This is a genomic window from Pedococcus sp. P2_D9 (assembly GCF_056404275.1).
Map to the genome: position 1 here is coordinate 63730 of NZ_JBFUEI010000005.1, position 17687 is coordinate 81416.

General features: G+C 70.8%; 16 protein-coding genes. 1 reads left to right on the forward strand and 15 read right to left on the reverse strand.

The features are described from left to right. Positions 1–6: 6 nt before the first annotated feature. The 15 genes from AC1DXJ_RS10435 to AC1DXJ_RS10505 all read right to left on the reverse strand — a co-directional run bounded on the left by AC1DXJ_RS10435 (position 7) and on the right by AC1DXJ_RS10505 (position 17384). Positions 7–1299, reverse strand: a complete 1293-nt coding sequence (locus AC1DXJ_RS10435) for a DivIVA domain-containing protein (RefSeq protein ID WP_477613301.1) — start codon at positions 1297–1299, stop codon at positions 7–9. Between the two features lie 118 nt (positions 1300–1417). Then, positions 1418–1705 carry a YggT family protein gene (locus AC1DXJ_RS10440; RefSeq protein ID WP_477613302.1) on the reverse strand — a complete coding sequence of 96 codons (288 nt, stop codon included), beginning with the start codon at positions 1703–1705 and terminating at the stop codon, positions 1418–1420. Positions 1706–1747: 42 nt separating this feature from the next. Next, positions 1748–2227, reverse strand: coding sequence for a cell division protein SepF (locus tag AC1DXJ_RS10445; protein ID WP_477613303.1), 480 nt, complete (start codon positions 2225–2227; stop codon positions 1748–1750). A gap of 83 nt (positions 2228–2310) precedes the next feature. Further along, positions 2311–3018, reverse strand: coding sequence for a YggS family pyridoxal phosphate-dependent enzyme (locus AC1DXJ_RS10450; RefSeq protein ID WP_477613304.1), 708 nt, complete (start codon positions 3016–3018; stop codon positions 2311–2313). Next, on the reverse strand, positions 3015–3740 hold the full coding sequence (gene pgeF / locus AC1DXJ_RS10455; RefSeq protein WP_477613305.1) for a peptidoglycan editing factor PgeF: 726 nt from the start codon (positions 3738–3740) through the stop codon (positions 3015–3017). The genes AC1DXJ_RS10450 and pgeF overlap by 4 nt, the downstream gene beginning before the upstream one ends. 67 nt (positions 3741–3807) lie before the next feature. Beyond that, a complete protein-coding gene (ftsZ, locus tag AC1DXJ_RS10460; protein WP_477613306.1) occupies positions 3808–5040 on the reverse strand; it encodes a cell division protein FtsZ in 1233 nt (410 codons plus the stop codon). Positions 5041–5353: 313 nt separating this feature from the next. After that, positions 5354–6115 carry an FtsQ-type POTRA domain-containing protein gene (locus AC1DXJ_RS10465; protein ID WP_477613307.1) on the reverse strand — a complete coding sequence of 254 codons (762 nt, stop codon included), beginning with the start codon at positions 6113–6115 and terminating at the stop codon, positions 5354–5356. Further along, positions 6112–7548 carry a UDP-N-acetylmuramate--L-alanine ligase gene (gene murC / locus AC1DXJ_RS10470; protein ID WP_477636912.1) on the reverse strand — a complete coding sequence of 479 codons (1437 nt, stop codon included), beginning with the start codon at positions 7546–7548 and terminating at the stop codon, positions 6112–6114. Before murC ends, AC1DXJ_RS10465 begins: the two co-directional genes overlap by 4 nt. Beyond that, positions 7545–8663 (reverse strand): undecaprenyldiphospho-muramoylpentapeptide beta-N-acetylglucosaminyltransferase, encoded by a 1119-nt coding sequence (murG, locus tag AC1DXJ_RS10475; RefSeq protein ID WP_477613309.1) that lies wholly within the window; start codon positions 8661–8663, stop codon positions 7545–7547. The genes murC and murG overlap by 4 nt, the downstream gene beginning before the upstream one ends. Beyond that, positions 8663–9958: a putative lipid II flippase FtsW gene (gene ftsW, locus AC1DXJ_RS10480; protein ID WP_477613310.1), complete on the reverse strand. Its 1296-nt coding sequence runs from the start codon at positions 9956–9958 to the stop codon at positions 8663–8665. The genes murG and ftsW overlap by 1 nt, the downstream gene beginning before the upstream one ends. Before the next feature lie 2 nt (positions 9959–9960). Continuing rightward, positions 9961–11478 (reverse strand): UDP-N-acetylmuramoyl-L-alanine--D-glutamate ligase, encoded by a 1518-nt coding sequence (gene murD, locus AC1DXJ_RS10485; RefSeq protein ID WP_477613438.1) that lies wholly within the window; start codon positions 11476–11478, stop codon positions 9961–9963. A gap of 11 nt (positions 11479–11489) precedes the next feature. Beyond that, positions 11490–12572 carry a phospho-N-acetylmuramoyl-pentapeptide-transferase gene (gene mraY, locus AC1DXJ_RS10490; RefSeq protein ID WP_477613311.1) on the reverse strand — a complete coding sequence of 361 codons (1083 nt, stop codon included), beginning with the start codon at positions 12570–12572 and terminating at the stop codon, positions 11490–11492. Next, the gene (locus tag AC1DXJ_RS10495) at positions 12569–14017 is read right to left on the reverse strand and encodes a UDP-N-acetylmuramoyl-tripeptide--D-alanyl-D-alanine ligase (protein WP_477636913.1); all 1449 of its coding nucleotides are present in this window, start codon (positions 14015–14017) and stop codon (positions 12569–12571) included. The genes mraY and AC1DXJ_RS10495 overlap by 4 nt, the downstream gene beginning before the upstream one ends. Further along, complete coding sequence (locus AC1DXJ_RS10500) at positions 14014–15582, reverse strand: UDP-N-acetylmuramoyl-L-alanyl-D-glutamate--2,6-diaminopimelate ligase (protein ID WP_477636914.1); 1569 nt, start codon at positions 15580–15582, stop codon at positions 14014–14016. The genes AC1DXJ_RS10495 and AC1DXJ_RS10500 overlap by 4 nt, the downstream gene beginning before the upstream one ends. A gap of 17 nt (positions 15583–15599) precedes the next feature. Next, complete coding sequence (locus AC1DXJ_RS10505; protein ID WP_477613314.1) at positions 15600–17384, reverse strand: peptidoglycan D,D-transpeptidase FtsI family protein; 1785 nt, start codon at positions 17382–17384, stop codon at positions 15600–15602. Between AC1DXJ_RS10505 and AC1DXJ_RS10510 the strand changes: the two genes are divergently transcribed. Continuing rightward, positions 17362–17577, forward strand: coding sequence for a hypothetical protein (locus tag AC1DXJ_RS10510; protein WP_477613315.1), 216 nt, complete (start codon positions 17362–17364; stop codon positions 17575–17577). The genes AC1DXJ_RS10505 and AC1DXJ_RS10510 overlap by 23 nt on opposite strands. Positions 17578–17687 lie beyond the last annotated feature (110 nt).

Genomic DNA, 17687 nt, shown 5'->3' on the forward strand with positions numbered 1-17687 from the left:
GGCCTCCTACCGGTTGTCGGAGCCGTCCTCGTCCTGCGTCTGGCCCTCGTCGTCGCCGGCCTCGGCAGGCTCCACACCGATCTGCTCGAGGTCGGCGAGCTGCTCCTCGATGTAGTTCTTGAGCCGTGCGCGGTAGTCGCGCTCGAAGGTCCGCAGCTCGTCGATCTTCTTCTCGAGCATGCTGCGCTCGCGACCGAGCTCCTCGAGGATCTGCGCCTTCTTCTGCTGCGCCTCGTGGACCATGCCGGTCGAGCGCTCACGGGCCTCCGTGATCAACTGCTCGTGCTTGGTCGTCGCCTCGCCGACGAGCTCGTCGTGCCGGGACTGCGCCGTGGCCAGGAGCTCGTCGTGGCGGGACTGACCCACGGACAGCAGCTCGTCGTGCTTGTTCTGGCCGACCGTGATCAGCTCGTCGTGCTTGCTCTGGCCGTCGCCGATGAGCTCGTCGTGCCGTGCCTGTGCCTCCGAGATCAAGCGGTCCCTGGTGGACTCGCCCTGGCCGACGTGCTCGTCGTGCAGTCGCTGAGCCATCTCGAGCAGGGCGGCAGCGCTGGCGCCACCACCGACCCCGGCACCCACGGCCGCGGCGTGGCCCTGTTCCGCAGCAACGATGGGCGCCGCCTGGGCTGCCTGCGTCGCCTGCGCCGCCTCGACCCGGGCGGCCTCGAGGGCCTTGGTCTGCTCGTCGTTGGCGCGCTGGAGCTCCTCGGCCTGGCGCTGGGCCTCCTCGGCCTGGCGCTGGGCCTCCTCGACCTGCTGCTGGGCCTCGGCAGCCCGCTGCTCAGCCTCGGCGGCCCGCTGCTCCGCTTCCTTGGCGCGGGCCTCGACGGCCTGCGCGCGCTCCTGGGCACCCTTCTCGGTGTCCGAGATGCGACCCTGGGCGGCCTGCTCGGCCTCCTCGGCGCGGGCCTGCGCCGTCTTCTCGGCCTCCTCGGCGCGGGCCATGGCTGCAGCCACCCGCTCCTGGGCTGCCTTCTCTGCCTCGTCGGCCTTGGCCGTGATGGCCGCCAGGCGCTCCTCGGCCTCGCGGGTGGCCTTCGCCTCCGCCTCCTGGGCGGCCTTGGCATCCGCTGCCTTGGCAGCGGCGGCGTTGGGGTCGGCCTTGGCGACGACCGGCATACCCTTGGTCTGCCGGCACTCGTTCAGCTGGTCACGGAGGTCATCCCCCTCCTTGACGATGCGACGCATCTCGGCGACCACCTCGTCGAGGAAGTCGTCCACCTCGCGTTCGTCGTAGCCACGCCGAAACTGCGTCGGCGTGAAGTTCTTGTTGAGGACGTCCTCAGGCGTGAGCGTCATGTAGTCACCTCGGTTGGCTGGCATGAGCAGTGCAGGTAAAGCATCCCAGAGAATGGGTCACGCGCCAGCCTAGAGGATGCGGCGCGGACCAGGATGTGGCTCGTCGGAAAGTGGGCGACTACAACAGGCTCAACGCCAGGCTGGTCAGCAGCATCAGGACCAGGAACGCCAGGTCGAGGCGCAGGGTGCCCAGCGTCAGCGGGGGGATGATCTTGCGCAGCGCCTTCAGGGGCGGGTCGGTGATCGTGTACACGAGCTCCGCCACGACGAGGATCGCGCCGCGGGGACGCCAGTCGCGTGCGAAGGCCTGCACCCAGTCCAGGACCAGCCGTCCCAGCAGGATGATGAAGAAGAGGAAGACGACGAAGCGAAGGGTGCTCGCGACGATGTTCTGACCCAGCAGCATGGGCTCACCCTGCCATGGGAGGTTTGGTGTTGGCTGTGTGGGTCAGCTCTGGTTGAACAGGCCGCGGGCCGCCGTGGGGGCCGCGGGGCCCTCCTCCGCCGAGACCTCGACGTGTGACGGCGACAGCAGGAACACCTTGGAGGTGACCCGCTCGATCTGCCCGTGGAGTCCGAAGACCAGTCCGGCCGCGAAGTCGACCAGGCGCTTGGCGTCGGAGTCGTCCATGTCGGACAGGTTCATGATGACCGGCGTGCCGTCGCGGAAGCTCTCGCCGATGTTCTTGGCCTCGTTGTAGGTGCGCGGGTGGATCGTGGTGATGCGGTTCAGCGCACCCACCTCGACGTCGCGGACGACCCGGGCGACGGGGGTGCGCTGCGGCAGCGGGGTGACGGCGGCCGAACGCTCCGCCGGGGCCTCCTGGTGGCCGGGCTCGTCGTAGTCGTACTCGTCGTAACCGTCGTAGCGCTCGTCATCCTCGGCGAGCCCGAGGTACACCATCGTCTTGCGCAGCGCCCCAGCCATGTGCGAGCTCCCTTTGGGTTCAGTGCCTACTGTCCGTTCACGACCACGCCTTGCCCGCGTCATCGCCGTCTTCGCAACAGAAGTTACCGGTGTGACTGCCGAGAACCGAGGATTGCGCTCCCGACACGCAGGTGTGTCGCTCCGTGCGCCACCGCAGCCTCGAGGTCTCCACTCATCCCCGCGGAGATCCAGGTCGCCTGCGGATGCGCCTGTTGTATGCCGTGTGCCACCGCGCGCAGGCGGGCGAACGCGTGCGCGGGGTCGGCCCCGAGCGGCGCGACCGCCATCACGCCACGCAGGTCGAGGTGGTCGCAGCCGGCCACCTGGTCGGCCAGCGCCTCGGCAGCCTGCGGCTCGACCCCTCCCCTGTCGGGTGGGTCGTCGAGGGAGACCTGGACCAGGACGGCGGGACGGACACCACGGGCGGCTGCCGCGCGATCGAGGGCGGCGACGAGCTTGGGGCGGTCGACCGACTGCACCACGTCGGCATAGGACACGACCGACGCTGCCTTGTTGGTCTGCAGCTGACCGATGAAGTGGACCTCCACGTCGTGCCGCCGGGCCAGCTGGGACACCTTGGCCGAGGCCTCCTGGTCGCGGTTCTCCCCGATCGCCGTGACGCCCAGCTCCACGAGGAGCTCGATGTCGCTGGCGGGGAAGAACTTGGTCACGGCGACCAGCGCGACGTCCGACGGGTCCCGTCCGGTCCGGGCGCACGCCGCATCGATGCGCTCGCGTACCCGGGCGAGGTTGTCGGCGAGCTCGGCGCGACGCGCCTCGCCGCTGCTCACGGCACCCCGGCCACGACGACCCCCGCGAAGCGACCGGTGCGCCCGTCGCGGCGGTAGGAGAACAGCCGTGCGTCCTCACGGGCACACCCCGGGACCCACTGCACCCCGACGTCATTGGCCACCAGCTGGGCGACCACCCCTGCGGCGACATCGATGGCGGGCGTGCCTGACCACGACCGTGCGGACGACTCGGGTGCGACCTCCGCGGCCGCGGCGCGCATCCCCGCGGGGACCTCGTAACACCGGCCGCAGACCGACGGCCCGACCACGGCGCTGATGTCACGGGCACCGAGGTCGCGCATCTGCCGCACCGCGGACTCGACGATGCGGGACATCATCCCCGGCCGACCGGCATGCACGGCGCCCACGACGCCGGCGACCGGGTCGGCCAGCAGCACCGGGGTGCAGTCGGCCACGAGCACCGCGATGGCCAACCCCGGGGTGGCGGTGACGACACCGTCCGCCGGAGGCGGTCCCTCCGAGCCCCACTCCCGGTCGACGACGATGACGTCGTTCCCGTGGCACTGTTGCATGAACAACAGGCGATCACGTTGCACCCCAAAGGATTTCGCGACCCGAGCACGGTTCTCCTCGACAGCCTCGACCTCGTCCCCAACGTGGCCGCCCAGATTGAGCGAGTCGAAGTCGCCGCCGCTGACGCCACCCTCGCGGTCGGTGAAGGCCCATTGCACGGGACCGGAGTGCGCGCGCCAGTAGAACACCGCCCCAACCTACGACAGAGGCGCCGGAGTCGTCCGGCGCCCCTGTCGGCGTGGTCTCAGCGTGTCGTCACTTCAGGAAGTCGGGCACGTCCAGGTCGTCGCCCTCGTCGAAGGTGACGGTCCGCGGCGGGCGGCCAGCGGGCTCGCGCTGCGCCGCGGGCTCGACCGGCGTTGCCTGCGACGTCTGCACGGGGGCGTCGCGCGACACGGGGGCTGCGACGGGCTCGAACCTGGGCGTCTCGGCGACCGGGGCAGCGGCCTGCGGGACGGGCGCAGGGGTCGCCGGCTGCTGGGCCGGGCGCGACGAACCCTGGATCTGTCCGATCGCGCGGTCGTTCTCGCGCTTGAGGGGGGCGCCGCCGTCAAAGCCTGCGGCGATCACGGTGACCCGCACCTCGTCGCCGAGGGCGTCGTCGATGACCGCGCCGAAGATGATGTTGGCCTCGGGGTGGGCCGCTTCCTGCACCAGTCGCGCTGCCTCGTTGATCTCGAAGAGACCGAGGTCGCTGCCACCCTGGATGGACAGGAGCACACCGTGGGCGCCGTCGATGCTGGCCTCGAGCAGCGGGCTGGAGATGGCGAGCTCAGCGGCCTGGACGGCCCGGTCGTCGCCGCGCGAGGAGCCGATGCCCATGAGGGCCGAACCGGCACCCTGCATGACGGACTTGACGTCGGCGAAGTCGAGGTTGATCAGTCCGGGTGTCGTGATGAGGTCGGTGATGCCCTGGACGCCGGACAGCAGCACCTGGTCGGCCGAGCGGAACGCGTCGAGCATGCTGACCGTGCGGTCGCTGATCGACAGCAGCCGGTCGTTGGGGATGACGATGAGGGTGTCGACCTCTTCGCGCAGGTTGGCGATGCCGGTCTCCGCCTGGTTGGCGCGACGACGTCCCTCGAAGGTGAACGGACGCGTCACCACACCGATCGTCAGGGCGCCGAGCCCCCTGGCGATCTTGGCGACCACCGGTGCACCACCGGTGCCGGTGCCACCACCCTCACCTGCCGTGACGAAGACCATGTCGGCGCCCTTGAGCACCTCCTCGATCTCCTCGGCGTGGTCCTCGGCGGCCTTCTTGCCGACCTCGGGGTCCGCGCCGGCACCGAGGCCGCGGGTGAGCTCACGACCGACATCGAGCTTGACGTCCGCGTCGCTCATCAGCAGCGCCTGCGCATCAGTGTTGATGGCGATGAATTCGACGCCCTTGAGGCCGACCTCGATCATGCGGTTGATGGCGTTGACGCCACCTCCGCCGATGCCGACGACCTTGATGACGGCCAGGTAGTTCTGTGGTGCTGCCACGGCGGTGGGCCTTCCTGAATGCGGTGCTTGGTGATGGTCGTCGCTGGGTGCAGACGAGTCCGTGGTGGTGCCCGTCGACCGATCGCCTGTCCCTCGACGTCAAGTTGAGGGTTACCCTCATCCGCGTCCAGATGCCTACGTTTCGGTGTCGCCGACGCTATGCGTCACATGGGTCGCAGGCAACCTGATCGACCGCGTGTCGCAGCACAGATTCACCCGATTCAGCAGATTTCCGCAGGGTCGTCGGACGGTCTGTCACACCCGTCACTTCAGCCCCACAGGCCACAGTCTGTCACGAGCTGCGGGTGTCCCCTCAGCGGGTGACAGGCGTGCTGGGAGCGCTGACATCGATCAGGGCCGGCCGCGACCTGAGCAGCGCGGTCATGATCGCCACCTTGCGCTCCGGCTCGTCGACTCCGCCCCAGACCACGGAGGTCCGGCCGATCCTCAGCGTGACGAGGTTCGCGCTGCTGACGGTGATGTTGGTGACCCGCTTCTGCGTCGCCGCGGGGAGGGCCTTCAGGACGCTGACCGCAGCGGCGAGGGCATCCCGGGACAGGGCGGCTGTCGTCGCGGCGTTGACGGTCGGGACGCCCCGCGGAGGGGTGCTGACCTGGGCATAGGCCATCCCTGTCTCATCTACAACCTGTAGTTGACCTTGAGGGTTCTTGACGACGAGGAACGGTTGCCGCGGGCTCGCGTGGATGACCAGCGTGCTGGGCCAGGACCGCTCGATCGAGACGTCCGCCACGGTGGCCCGCTCGGCCACCCGGGCGGCCACGGCGGCACTGTCGACCCGCGCCAAGGGCTCCCCCAGCGGCACCCTGGCCATGGCCCTGATGGCTGCGACCTCCGCGTCGGGGACCCCGACCACCTCGACGGTGCGGACGGCGAGGACCGGGCTGAACCCGACCACCCACCCGAGGAGCACCACGACCGCGAGGCCGGCGGCGGCATACCCGAGCAGCCGGAGGGGGCGCTGGCGCACCTCGTGGGCCCGGCGCTGGAACCGCGCACGGGACGACGCGAGGCCCGTGCGACCCACGCGACCGCTGGACCCGGGATGGCGGCTCATGCCTGGCCGAGGGCGCGCAGGATCTCGGGCCCGATCATCGTCACGTCCCCGGCACCCACCGTGATGACGAGGTCCCCCTGGCGGGCCAGACCGGCCACGTGCTCGGCCACGGCCGACCAGGACGGGATGACGATGACGTCCGCGTCCGGACGCAGCTCACGCAACGCGTCGGCGACGAGCTGGGACGAGACGCCCGGCATGGGGTCCTCCCGCGCGGCATAGATCTCCATGAGGACGACCACGTCAGCGGGCAGCAGCGCCGCCGCGAACTCGCGGGCGAAGTCACGCGTACGCGAGTAGAGGTGGGGCTGGAAGACGACGACGAGCCGCCCCTCGCCGGCCAGGTCCGCGCCCGTCCCCACGACGGCCGCGACCTTGCCGGGGTTGTGGGCGTAGTCGTCCACCACCGAGACACCGGCCGCCGAGCCCTTGGGCTCGAACCGGCGCCGGGTGCCGGTGAAGCCGAACAGCCCGTCCAGCACGCGGGTGGGGTCCTGGCCGAGGCCGTCGACGGCCACGGTGTAGGCGGCAGCGGCGTTGAGCAGGTTGTGGCGACCGGGGATGTTGATCCGCAGGTTCCGCGCGACGCCGTCGGGTCCGGTGACGGTGACCCGACCCATCAGCCCGCGGAACACCTCGTCGCGCAGGACGACGTCGGCCTCGCTCGACCATCCGTAGGTGAGCACCCGCCTGCCTGCCGCTCGCGCTGCCAGCGCCAGCTCGCGGGACCCCTGGTCGTCCTGGCAGGCGACGAGCAGTCCACCCTCGAGGATCGACGCCGCGAACGCGGTGTAGGCCTCCTGCACGCGCTCGAAGGTTCCGTAGAAGTCGAGGTGGTCCGGCTGCACGTTGGTGACGACCGCCACCTCGGGTCGATAGACGAGGAACGAACCGTCGCTCTCGTCGGCCTCCGCGACGAACACCTCGCCGGTGCCCCAGTGCGCGTTGGTGCCGTGCTTGGCGAGCTCACCGCCGGCCGCGAAGGACGGGTCGACGCCACAGTGCTGGAGCGCGACCGTCAGCATCGAGGTCGTCGTGGTCTTGCCGTTGGCCCCCGCGACGGCCACGCGCCGCGAGTCGGCCATGGTGCTCGCGAGGGCCTGTGAGCGGTGCAGCACGCGCAGGCCCGCCGCGCGGGCGGCCGCCAGCTCGATGTTGGACTCGCGGATCGCCGAGGAGATGACCACGGTGTCCTTGCCCTCGACGTATGCCGCGTCGTGGCCGACGTGCACCTCGGCGCCTTCCGCGGCGAGGGCGGCGAGCACCGGGGACTGCTTGGCGTCGGAGCCGCTGACCGCGCACCCCCGGGCCAGCATCACGCGTGCCACGCCGGACATGCCAGCGCCACCGATGGCGATGAAGTGGATCGAGCCGAGGTCGCCCAGAGGAGGCACGGGCTCAGTGAAGTCGAAGCGTTCGTTGGAGCCGTTCATCGTTGCCGCGCAAGGGAATCCGTGAAGGCAGCAACCACAAGGTCAGCCAGGAGCTCGTCGGCGCCGCGCTCCCCCGTTGCTGCCGAGGCAGCGGCCATGGCGTCGATCCGGTCGCGGTCCGACACCAGGGGCACCAGGGTGCTGTCGACCCAGGCGGGTGTGAAGGCAGCGTCCTCGACCAGTAGGCCACCACCGGCGGCGACCACGTCGGCGGCGTTGAACCGCTGTTCGCCGTTGCCGATGGGCAGCGGGACGTAGACGGCCGGCAGCCCCACGGCGGTCAGCTCACAGACGGTGTTGGCGCCCGCGCGGGCGACCACCAGGTCGGCCGCTGCATAGGCGAGGTCCATCCGGTCGGCATAGGGGGCGACGACGTAGGGCGCGCCCGTTCCGCTGTTGTCGGCGACGAACTCCTTGCCGGCACCGGTGAGGTGCAGCACCTGCACGCCCGCCGCCCGCAGGGTCGCCGACCGCGCCTCGAACGTCGTGTTCAGCCGCTGCGCCCCGAGCGAGCCACCGGTGACGAGCACCGTCGGCCAGTGTGGTTCCAACCCGAAGTGGGCCAGAGCCTCCGGGCGCACCGCGGCGCGGTCGAGCTGGGCGATCTCGCGACGCAGGGGCATGCCGATCGCGGTCGCGTGGGCGAGCTTCGTGCTCGCGAAGGTCGTGGCCACGAAAGGGGTCATCCGGGCGCCGACGCGGTTGGCCAGACCGGCGCGGGCGTTCTGCTCGTGCACGACGATCGGGACGTGTCGGCGACGGGCTGCGAGGTAGGCGGGGGTCGAGACGTAGCCACCGAAGCCGACGACCACCTGGGCACCGGACTGCTCGATGGCCCGTTCGGCGGCCGCGACCGCCGCGCGCAGGTTGCCGGGGAGGCGGAGCAGGTCAGCGGAAGGCCTGCGGGGCAGCGGCACCTTGGGGACGGTCATCAACGGGTACCCGCGGTCGGGTACCAGCCGCGCCTCGAGGCCCGTCTCCGTGCCCAGAGCGGTGATGACGACCTCGGGGTCACGTCGGCGCAGGCAGTCGGCGAGGGCCAGGAGGGGCGAGACGTGACCAGCCGTCCCGCCACCGGCCAGCAGGACCGACCTGGGGGTGGACTCAGGGGACATCAGCGCCGACCCCGACGCCCGGGCAGGACCGCGAGCGAGCGGCGGACCACGGACGGTTTGGCCGACAGTGCCTCGGAACAGCCCGGTTCCTTGCGGGCAAAGGACAGCAGCATCCCGAGGGCGAACATGGTGGTCATCAGTGACGACCCGCCGTAGGAGACGAGCGGGAGCGGCACCCCGATCACCGGGAGCAGCCCGATCACTGCACCGATGTTGATGATGGCCTGGACCACGATCCATGCCATCACGCCAGCGGTCGCGACGCGCACGAAGGTGTCGTCGGTGCGCAGGACGATCCGGTAGCAGACCAGCGCCAGGGCGCAGAACAGCCCGAGCAGCACCAGGGTGCCCGGCAGCCCGAGCTCCTCACCGAGGATGGCGAAGATGAAGTCGTTGTGGGCCTCGGGCAGCCACTGCCACTTCTCGCGACTGGCGCCGAGGCCGACCCCCCACCAGCCACCGTCGGCGAGGGCGTAGCGGCCGTGCAGTGGCTGGCGGTAGGCACCGTACTCGTTGGTGTCCTTGCCGAGCCAGACGTCGAACCGGGCCAACCGGTTCGGGCTTGTGACGACCATCGTCACGGCGAGGGCCGCGAAGAGGGAGCAGCCGTAGACGAACATCCGGCGCGGCACCCCCGCGGCGAACAACAGTCCCGCGACGATGCCGCCCATCACCATGACCGTACCGAGGTCGTGACCGAGCAGGACCAGGCCGATCGTCCCCGCCGCGACCGGGACGAGGAACGGGATGAGGACGTGCCGCATCTGGCCGAGCAGCCTGCGCTTGGCGGTGAGGACGGTGGCCCCCACGAGGATCAGCCCGATCTTGGCGAACTCCGACGGCTGCAGGGTGACCGGACCCAGGGCCAGCCAGTTGCGGTTGCCGTTGACGGAAACCCCCAGCGGCGTGAAGACGAGGAGCTGGAGCAGCAGCGAGCCGACCAGGATCGGCACCGCCAACGCCTTCCACGCCCGTGGTGGGATCCGCACGGCGACGATCATGGCGATCGCCCCCATGGCCGCGAACTGCAGCTGTTTGCGGAAGAAGACGTAGGGGGTGGCGTTGTCGGTCTGGACCAGCGACTTCACCGAGGAGGCGGACAGGACCATGATGAGGCCGATGACCACCAGCACCACGGTCACGCTGAGCAGGACGTAGTAGCTCGTGACCGGCGAGTCGAGTCGCTGCAGCCAGCCTCCGACCCGGCCCGGCTCCCCCTGGGTCGAGGACGCGCGGTTCGAGGAGGCGTGCGACGCGGTCCGCGCCCCGGGGGGCGAGGTCGTGGCACTGCTCACGACTAGTCTCCTGCGGACCCGGCGTGGCGTGCGACCGCCGCAGCGAAGGCATCGCCTCGGGCACCGTAGTTGGGGAACATGTCCATCGAGGCCGCTGCCGGGGCGAGCAGCACGACGTCGCCGGGCTGGGCGAGCTCGGCCGCGCGCGCGACGACGGTCTCCATGACTCCAGTGTCCGTGCTCGACACCTCGACGACGGGGACATCCGGCGCGTGTCGGGCCAACGCCTCGGCCAGCCGGGCGCGGTCCGCGCCGATGAGGACGACGCCGCGCAGCCGCTCGGCCGCCTCGCGGACGAGGTCGTCGACGTCGGCGCCCTTGAGCAGGCCGCCGGCGATCCAGACGACGTGCTCGAAGGCGTGCAACGACGCAGACGCCGCGTGGGGGTTCGTCGCCTTGGAGTCGTCGACGTAACGGACCCCGTCGACCTCGCCGCAGTCGGCGATGCGGTGCGGGTCGGGGGTGAAGGCCCTCAGCCCGTCGCGGACGGCCAGCGGGGCCACGCCGTAGGCCCGGGCCAGGGCCGCCGCCGCCAGGGCGTTGGCCAGGTTGTGCGGGGCCAGGGTCGCCGCGCTGCCGCGGACGTCGTCGAGGGTGGCCAGCTCTGCGGCCGAGGTCTTGCGCTGCTCGACGAAGGCCCGGTCGGCGAGGATGTCGTCGACGACGCCGACCATCGACAGCCCCGGCGTGCCGAGGGTGAAGCCGATCGCGCGACAGCCCTCCTGCACCTCGGCGTCCTCGACGAGCCGCTCGGTGACGGGGTCCTGCACGTTGTAGACGCAGGCGACCTTGGTCCGCGCGTAGACCTTGCCCTTGGCGCGCTGGTACTCCTCCATCGATCCGTGCCAGTCGACGTGGTCCGGGGCGACGTTGAGGCACACCGAGGCGTAGGGGGCGATCGAGTCCGACCAGTGCAGCTGGAAGCTGGAAAGCTCCACCGCGATCACGTCGTAGGGCTCGGGGTGCAGCACCGCCTCGAGGATCGGCGTGCCGACGTTGCCGGCAGCCGTGGCGCGGAGCCCGGCCGCCCTGAGCATCGACGCGAGCATGGTGACCGTGGTCGTCTTGCCGTTGGTGCCGGTGATGGTCAGCCAGGGTGCCGGGCCGACCTCCGCACGCATCCGCCAGGCGAGCTCCACCTCGCCCCAGACAGGTATGCCGGCCTGCGCAGCTGCCAGGAGCAGCGGCTGGTCCGGGCGCCACCCTGGTGAGGTGACGACGAGGTCGGGAAGCGGGCCGTCCGGCAGGTCCGCGACGTGGTCCGGACCGAGGCGCACGTCCACCCCGAGGATGTCGAGGATGCGCGCGCGCTCACCCAACGCCGTGGTGGCGGCGGGGTCGCCACCGTCCACGGCCACCACCCGCGCGCCGCGCTCGTGCAGCGCGTCGGCAGCGGCGAAGCCGCTGACACCGAGACCGGCGACGAGCACGGACAACCCGCCCCAGTCGGCCGAGGCACTCGTCAGGCCGTCGAGCCGGCCGCCGACGGCGCCGTTGCTGCCACTGCCGGGACCCGAGATCGGTCCGGTGCTCACGCCGCGCCCACGACCCACTCTGCGTAGAACAGGCCGAGGCCGAGAGCGACGAACAGCCCGGCGATGATCCAGAACCTGATGACGATGGTGACCTCGTTCCACCCGAGCAGCTCGAAGTGGTGCTGCAACGGCGCCATGCGGAAGACGCGTTTGCCGGTCAGCTTGAACGAGCCGACCTGGATGATGACCGAGAGCGTGATCGCGACGAACAGGCCGCCGAGGATGACGACGAGCAGCTCGGTGCGGGTGGTGATCGCCAGTCCGGCGAGCAGTCCGCCGAGCGCGAGGGATCCGGTGTCGCCCATGAAGATCTTGGCCGGCGACGCGTTCCACCACAGGAACCCGAAACACGCCCCCATGGCCGCGGCGGCCACGACCGCAAGGTCTCGTGAGTCGCGCACCTCGTAGCACTTGAGACCGGGGGTGTTCTGGCAGTTCTGGTTGCCCTGCCAGATGCCGATGAGCACGTAGGCCGCGAACACCATCACCGAGGCTCCGGTCGCGAGGCCGTCGAGCCCGTCGGTGAGGTTTACGCCGTTGGACGTGCCCGCGATCATGATGTTGGCCCAGATGATGAACAGGATCAGCCCGAGCAGCGTGCCGGCGAACGCGAGGTCGAACCCGGTGTCCCGCACGAACGAGATGTGCGTCGAGCCCGGGGTGCGGTTCTTGCTGTTAGGAAACTGAAGCACCAGCACGGCGAACACGACGGCGACCAGGGTCTGGCCGATGAGCTTCTCGCGCGACCGGAGCCCGAGGCTGCGCTGCTTGGAGATCTTGATGTAGTCGTCGAGGAACCCGACGAGCCCCAGTCCTGCCATGAGGAACAGGACGAGCACTCCGCTCCAGGTCAGCGGGGTGCCCGTGAGCAGGTGCGCGAGGCCGTATGCCGCGAGGCTGGACCCGATGATGACCGCGCCACCCATGGTGGGCGTCCCGCGCTTGGTGTGGTGCGAGGTCGGGCCGTCGTCGCGGATGAACTGGCCGTAGCCGCGGCGGACGAGGAACTTGATGAACATCGGGGTGCCGAAGAGCGCGCCCACGAGGGAGATGACGGCCGCGAGCAGCACCGCCTTCACGTCGTGCCCTCCTCGCTGTTGGCTGCGCCGCTGCCGGCCAGTCTGTCTCCGAGCCACCGTAGTCCGGCATCACGGCTGGACTTGAACAACACGACGTCACCAGGCCGAAGTTCTTCGGCCAGCAGATCGTAGGCGGCGTCGGCATCCGGCACCCACACGGCCTCGTCGCCCCAGGACCCCTCGTGCTGCGCCCCGGTCGCCATCGGGCGGGCGGTGTCACCCACCACGACGAGCCGGGAGATGTTGAGCCGCACCGCGAGTCGCCCGATGGCGTCGTGCTCCGTGGTCGAGTCCTCGCCGAGCTCGAGCATCGACCCGAGAACCGCCCACGTGCGGCGTGCCGGCGTGGTGTCGTCGTGGCCGCGGCCGCCACCCATCGCCACCAGTGCCTTGAGGGCCGCTCGCATCGAGTCGGGGTTGGCGTTGTAGGCGTCGTTGACGACGGTCACGCCGTCGGGACGCTCGGTGACCTCCATCCGCCAGCGTGACGCCGGCACCGCTGTGGCCAGGGCTGCCACGATGTCGGCGAGGGCCATCCCGCACTCGAGCGCTGTCGCGACGACGGCCAGGGCGTTGCCGACGTGGTGCTCGCCGTGCAGCGGGAGGGTGACCCGGGCGCTGCCCTCCGGCGCGGCCACGGCGAAGGACGGTCGACCCCGCTGGTCGAGGGTGATCTCGGTCGCGCGGACGTCGGCCTCGGGTCCCGTGCCGACGAGCTGCACGCGGGCGGTGGTCTTCGATGCCATGGCGCGCACGACCGGGTCGTCCGCGTTCAGCACGGCGAGCCCACCGGGGGGCAGGGCCTGGACGAGCTCGGCCTTGGCGACGGCGATCGCCTCGCGAGAGCCGAACTCCCCCACGTGGGCGGTGCCTACGTTGAGCTCGATCCCGATGCTGGGCGGGGCGATTCGCGTGAGGTAGTCGATGTGACCAACCCCCCGGGCACCCATCTCGACCACGAGGAACCGGGTCTGCGGCGTCACCCGGAAGACCGTGAGGGGCACGCCGACCTCGGAGTTCAGGGAACCCACGGGCGCCACGGTCGGCGCCACGCCCGACAGGACGCTGGCGAGCAGGTCCTTGGTCGAGGTCTTGCCGGAGGAGCCCGTGATGCCGATGACCGTCAGGTCGGGATGCCTGTCGACGACCGCACGGGCCAGCGAGGCCAAGCCGGCCTGGATGTCCTCGACGACGACGCACGGGAGGTCGTCGACCGGCCTGGTCGTCATCGCCGCGACGGCCCCGAGTCCCGCGGCCGAGGAGACGAACTGGTGGCCGTCCATCTGCTCACCGATGCGGGCGACGTAGAGGCCGCCCGCTCCGGCCTCGCGAGAGTCGGTGACGACCGGTCCGTCGATGACCAGCGCGGCTGCCGCGGTGTCGTCCAGACCCTCAAGCCGGCCGCCCGTGATCTCGGCAATCTCCTTGAGCGACAACGGAATCATCGGCTGCCACCACCCTGTGTCCGACGGGCCGCGGTCAGCGCATCCAGGGCCTGACGTGCCTCGTCGCGGTCGTCGAACGGGTACACGGTGCCGGCGATCTCCTGTCCCGTCTCGTGACCCTTGCCGACGACGGCGACCACACTCCCCGGTCCGGCGTCGTGGGCCGCACGGACGGCCTCGGCGATGGCCGCTGCCCGCCCGTCGACGTCGAGGAGCAGGGCGTTCGTCCCCGCCTCTCGCGCGCCTTCGAGCACGGCGGCGCGGATGGCCTCGGGAGGTTCGGACCGGGGGTTGTCGTCGGTGACGACGACGACGTCGGCTCCCAGCGCTGCCGCGCGTCCCATGGCGGCGCGCTTGCCCCGGTCTCGGTCCCCACCGGCGCCCAGCACGACCACGAGGGCACCGGTCGTCGCGGGACGCAGCGCCTTGAGCGCTGCGGCGACCGCGTCGGGGGTGTGTGCGTAGTCGACCACCACGAGCGGCAGGCCGAGGTCGGCGGGGGTGGCGAGGTCGACGTCCACCCGCTCCATCCGGCCGGGGACGTGCGGGTCGACCAGGAGCGCCCGCTCGGCCTCCTGCGGTTCGATCCCCCCAGCCACCAGGGCGAGTGCCGCCATCGCCGTGTTGACGCGGTTGAAGTCGCCGGGCAGGGCAGATCGCAGGTGAAGCGTCGTCACCCCATCGGACAGCGTGAACGAGGAGGGGTCTTGCTCGTCCGACACGACCCGCCAATCCGCGTCGACGTCAGCCAGGGAGGTCAGCGTCGTGACGGGCACCGTGGCCAGGGTGCTCAGCTCGCGACCCCACTCGTCGTCGACGCACACGATCCCGCGCCGGGAGCGCTGCGGGGTGAAGAGCCCTGCCTTGGCCAGGAAGTAGTCACGCATCGTGGCGTGGAAGTCGAGGTGGTCCTGCGAGAGGTTGGTGAAGAGCGCGACGTCGTAGACCACCCCGTCCACCCGGTGCTGGCTCAGGGCGTGGCTCGACACCTCCATCACGCAGGAGTCGATGGCCCGCTCGGACATCACCGCCAGCAGTGCGTGCAGCACGGTGGCCTCCGGTGTCGTGCGGACGCTCTTGACCCGCTCGTCGCCGATGCGCGTCTCGACGGTGCCGATCAGGCCGGTGGTGTGGCCGAGCGCCGTGAGGGCCGAGTTGACGAGGTAGGCCGTGGTGGTCTTGCCGTTGGTCCCCGTCACGCCGTACATCTGCAGCGGGAGGTTGCCGGTGGCGTAGACGAGGGAGGCCGCGAGTCCGACGATGCTGCGTGGCTGCTCGACGACGACGCGGGGCAGGTCCGGCACGCCCTCGGCGTCGAGGACGTCGAGCCCTGCCTCGTCCGTGAGGACGGCGACCGCACCCGCCTCCCGCGCCCCCGCGGCATACCTCGCACCGTGGGCGTTGGCACCTGGAAGGGCGGCGTAGAGGTCGCCGGGCACGACGTCCTGGGAGGACAGGCTCACCCCTGTGACCTCGCGGTCCTCACCGAGCAGCGTGCCCCCGACGAGGGAGGCCACGGCGGAGAGCGGGGTCGCGTGCGGGGACGACGGACGGGGGGATGGCACGGACAGCGAGCCTACCCTCAGCGGGAGGAGCTGGATGCGCCCGACCTGCGGTCGCGGATGACGCTCAGGTCGCTGGCGGCCGGGACCTTGCTGGGGCGGATCTTGGCCACCGGCGACGACGTCCCCGTGGGCGGGATCTGCAGCTCCTGCAGCGCATAGGTCATGACGTCGTGGAACACCGGGCCGGCGACCACACCACCGAAGTAGCCCTTGATCGGCCGTTGCAGGGTCACCGCGACGACGATCTCCGGGTCGTCTGCCGGTGCGAAGCCGATGAAGCTCGCCGTCTTGCCCGAGTAGTGGCCGACGCGGGCGTCGTACCGGTCGGCGGTGCCGGTCTTGCCGGCCACCCGGTAGCCGGCGATCTTGGCCTCCGGCGCCGTGCCCTCCTTGGTGACGACGCCTTCGAGCATGTCGCGCACCTGCTTGGCAGTCCCGGGTGAGACGACCTTGACCGGTGCCGACTTGGCGGCCGGGGTGAACCCGCCCTTGCCGTCGCCGGTGGCGGCCACGATCCGCGGCGGGATGCGCACGCCGTCGTTGGCGATGGTCTGGAAGACGCCGGCGGCCTGGAGCGCGTTCACCGACAGGCCCTGGCCGAACAGCACGGTGTAGCGCTGCGACCCGCTCCAGTCCTTGACGTTGGTCAGCAGGCCGGGACCCTCACCCGGGAAGCCCATCCCCGATGTCTGGCCGAGACCGAACTTCCTGAAGTAGTCGTACATCGTCGGCGCCTTGACCTTCTCGCCGGCCAGGATGGTGCCGATGTTGCTGGACTGCGCGAGCACCCCGGCGAAGGTGAGGTACTCGGTCGGGTGGTCGTGGCTGTCCTTGAACTCCGTGCCCGCGCGGTGGATCCGGTTGGGGACCTCGACCACGTCCGACGGGGTCACGACACTCTCCTCGAGAGCGGCTGCAGCGGTGATCACCTTGCCGGTGGACCCGGGCTCGTAGACATCGTTGAACGCCTTGTTGGTCCAGTTCTCGCTCGACTGGCCGGGCTGGTTGGGGTCGAAGGTCGGATACGACGCGACGGCCAGCAGCTCCCCCGTCTTGACGTTCTCCACGACGACCGTGCCCGACAGCGCCTGGGTCTCGATGACCTTCTGGGCGACGGCGTTCTGGGCGAACCACTGCAGGTCGGAGTCGATGGTGAGCTGGACCCCTCGGCCCGGCACGGGGTTGATCGTCTCCTGCCGCGCGTTGGGGATCGGCCGACCATCCTGGGACTGCTCGAAGATGGTCTTGCCCGACTTGCCCCTGAGGGTCTTGTCCATGAGAACCTCGAGGCCGGCACCGGCCGTGCCGTCGGACTGGACGAAGCCGACCAGGGCCGAGGCGGCCGTGGCGGTGGGATAGACACGGTCGGAGGTGGCCTCGGAGTAGATGCCGTTGATCCCCAGCTCGGAGATCTTGCGCCAGTTGAGCGGGGTGACGTTCTTCTGCAGCACCCGGTACTTGGCGTTGCCCGTGAGCTCTCCCGTCAGGGTCTCGACGGAGATGCCCAGCAGCGGCGAGAGGTCCTGGGCGGCACCGGCCACCCCGACCTTGCTGCGCACGCCGTCCACCGTCTTGACGTACTGCGGCACCGCGGTCTGGTCGACGGTCACCGTGCGGCGCTCGATGCTCGAGGCGAGGATCGTGCCGTTGCGGTCCGTGATCGAGCCGCGCATGGCCGGCAGCGCAATGGTCGCCGTGCGCGAGGACTGCGCGTTCTTGGACACCGCCGAGGCGTCAAAACCCTGCAACCGCAACAGCTGCGCGCCGAAGATGCTGAAGATGAAGAGCACCGCGATCGTCATGGTGCGCATCCGCCGGCGCGGGCTGGAGGCGCCGAGGCTGACCCGGCGACGGGCTGGCGGGCGCGGCGGTGCCGGAGGGCGCTGCGCCGGGCGAGAGCTCGGCTTCGCCGCCCTGGCGGGGCGCGCGGGCGCTGCCGGCTTGGCGGCCTTGCGAGGTCCTGGCTGGCTTCGCGCGGTCTCTGTGCGCGGCTGACCTGCCTTGGGGTTCGGCGCGCCGGTGCGGGGGCCGCGAGGACGCGAGGACGCAGTGGGGCGCGGGGCTCCGGGGCGGCTGCCTCGGGTCTGCGTCACTGGGTACCTCTC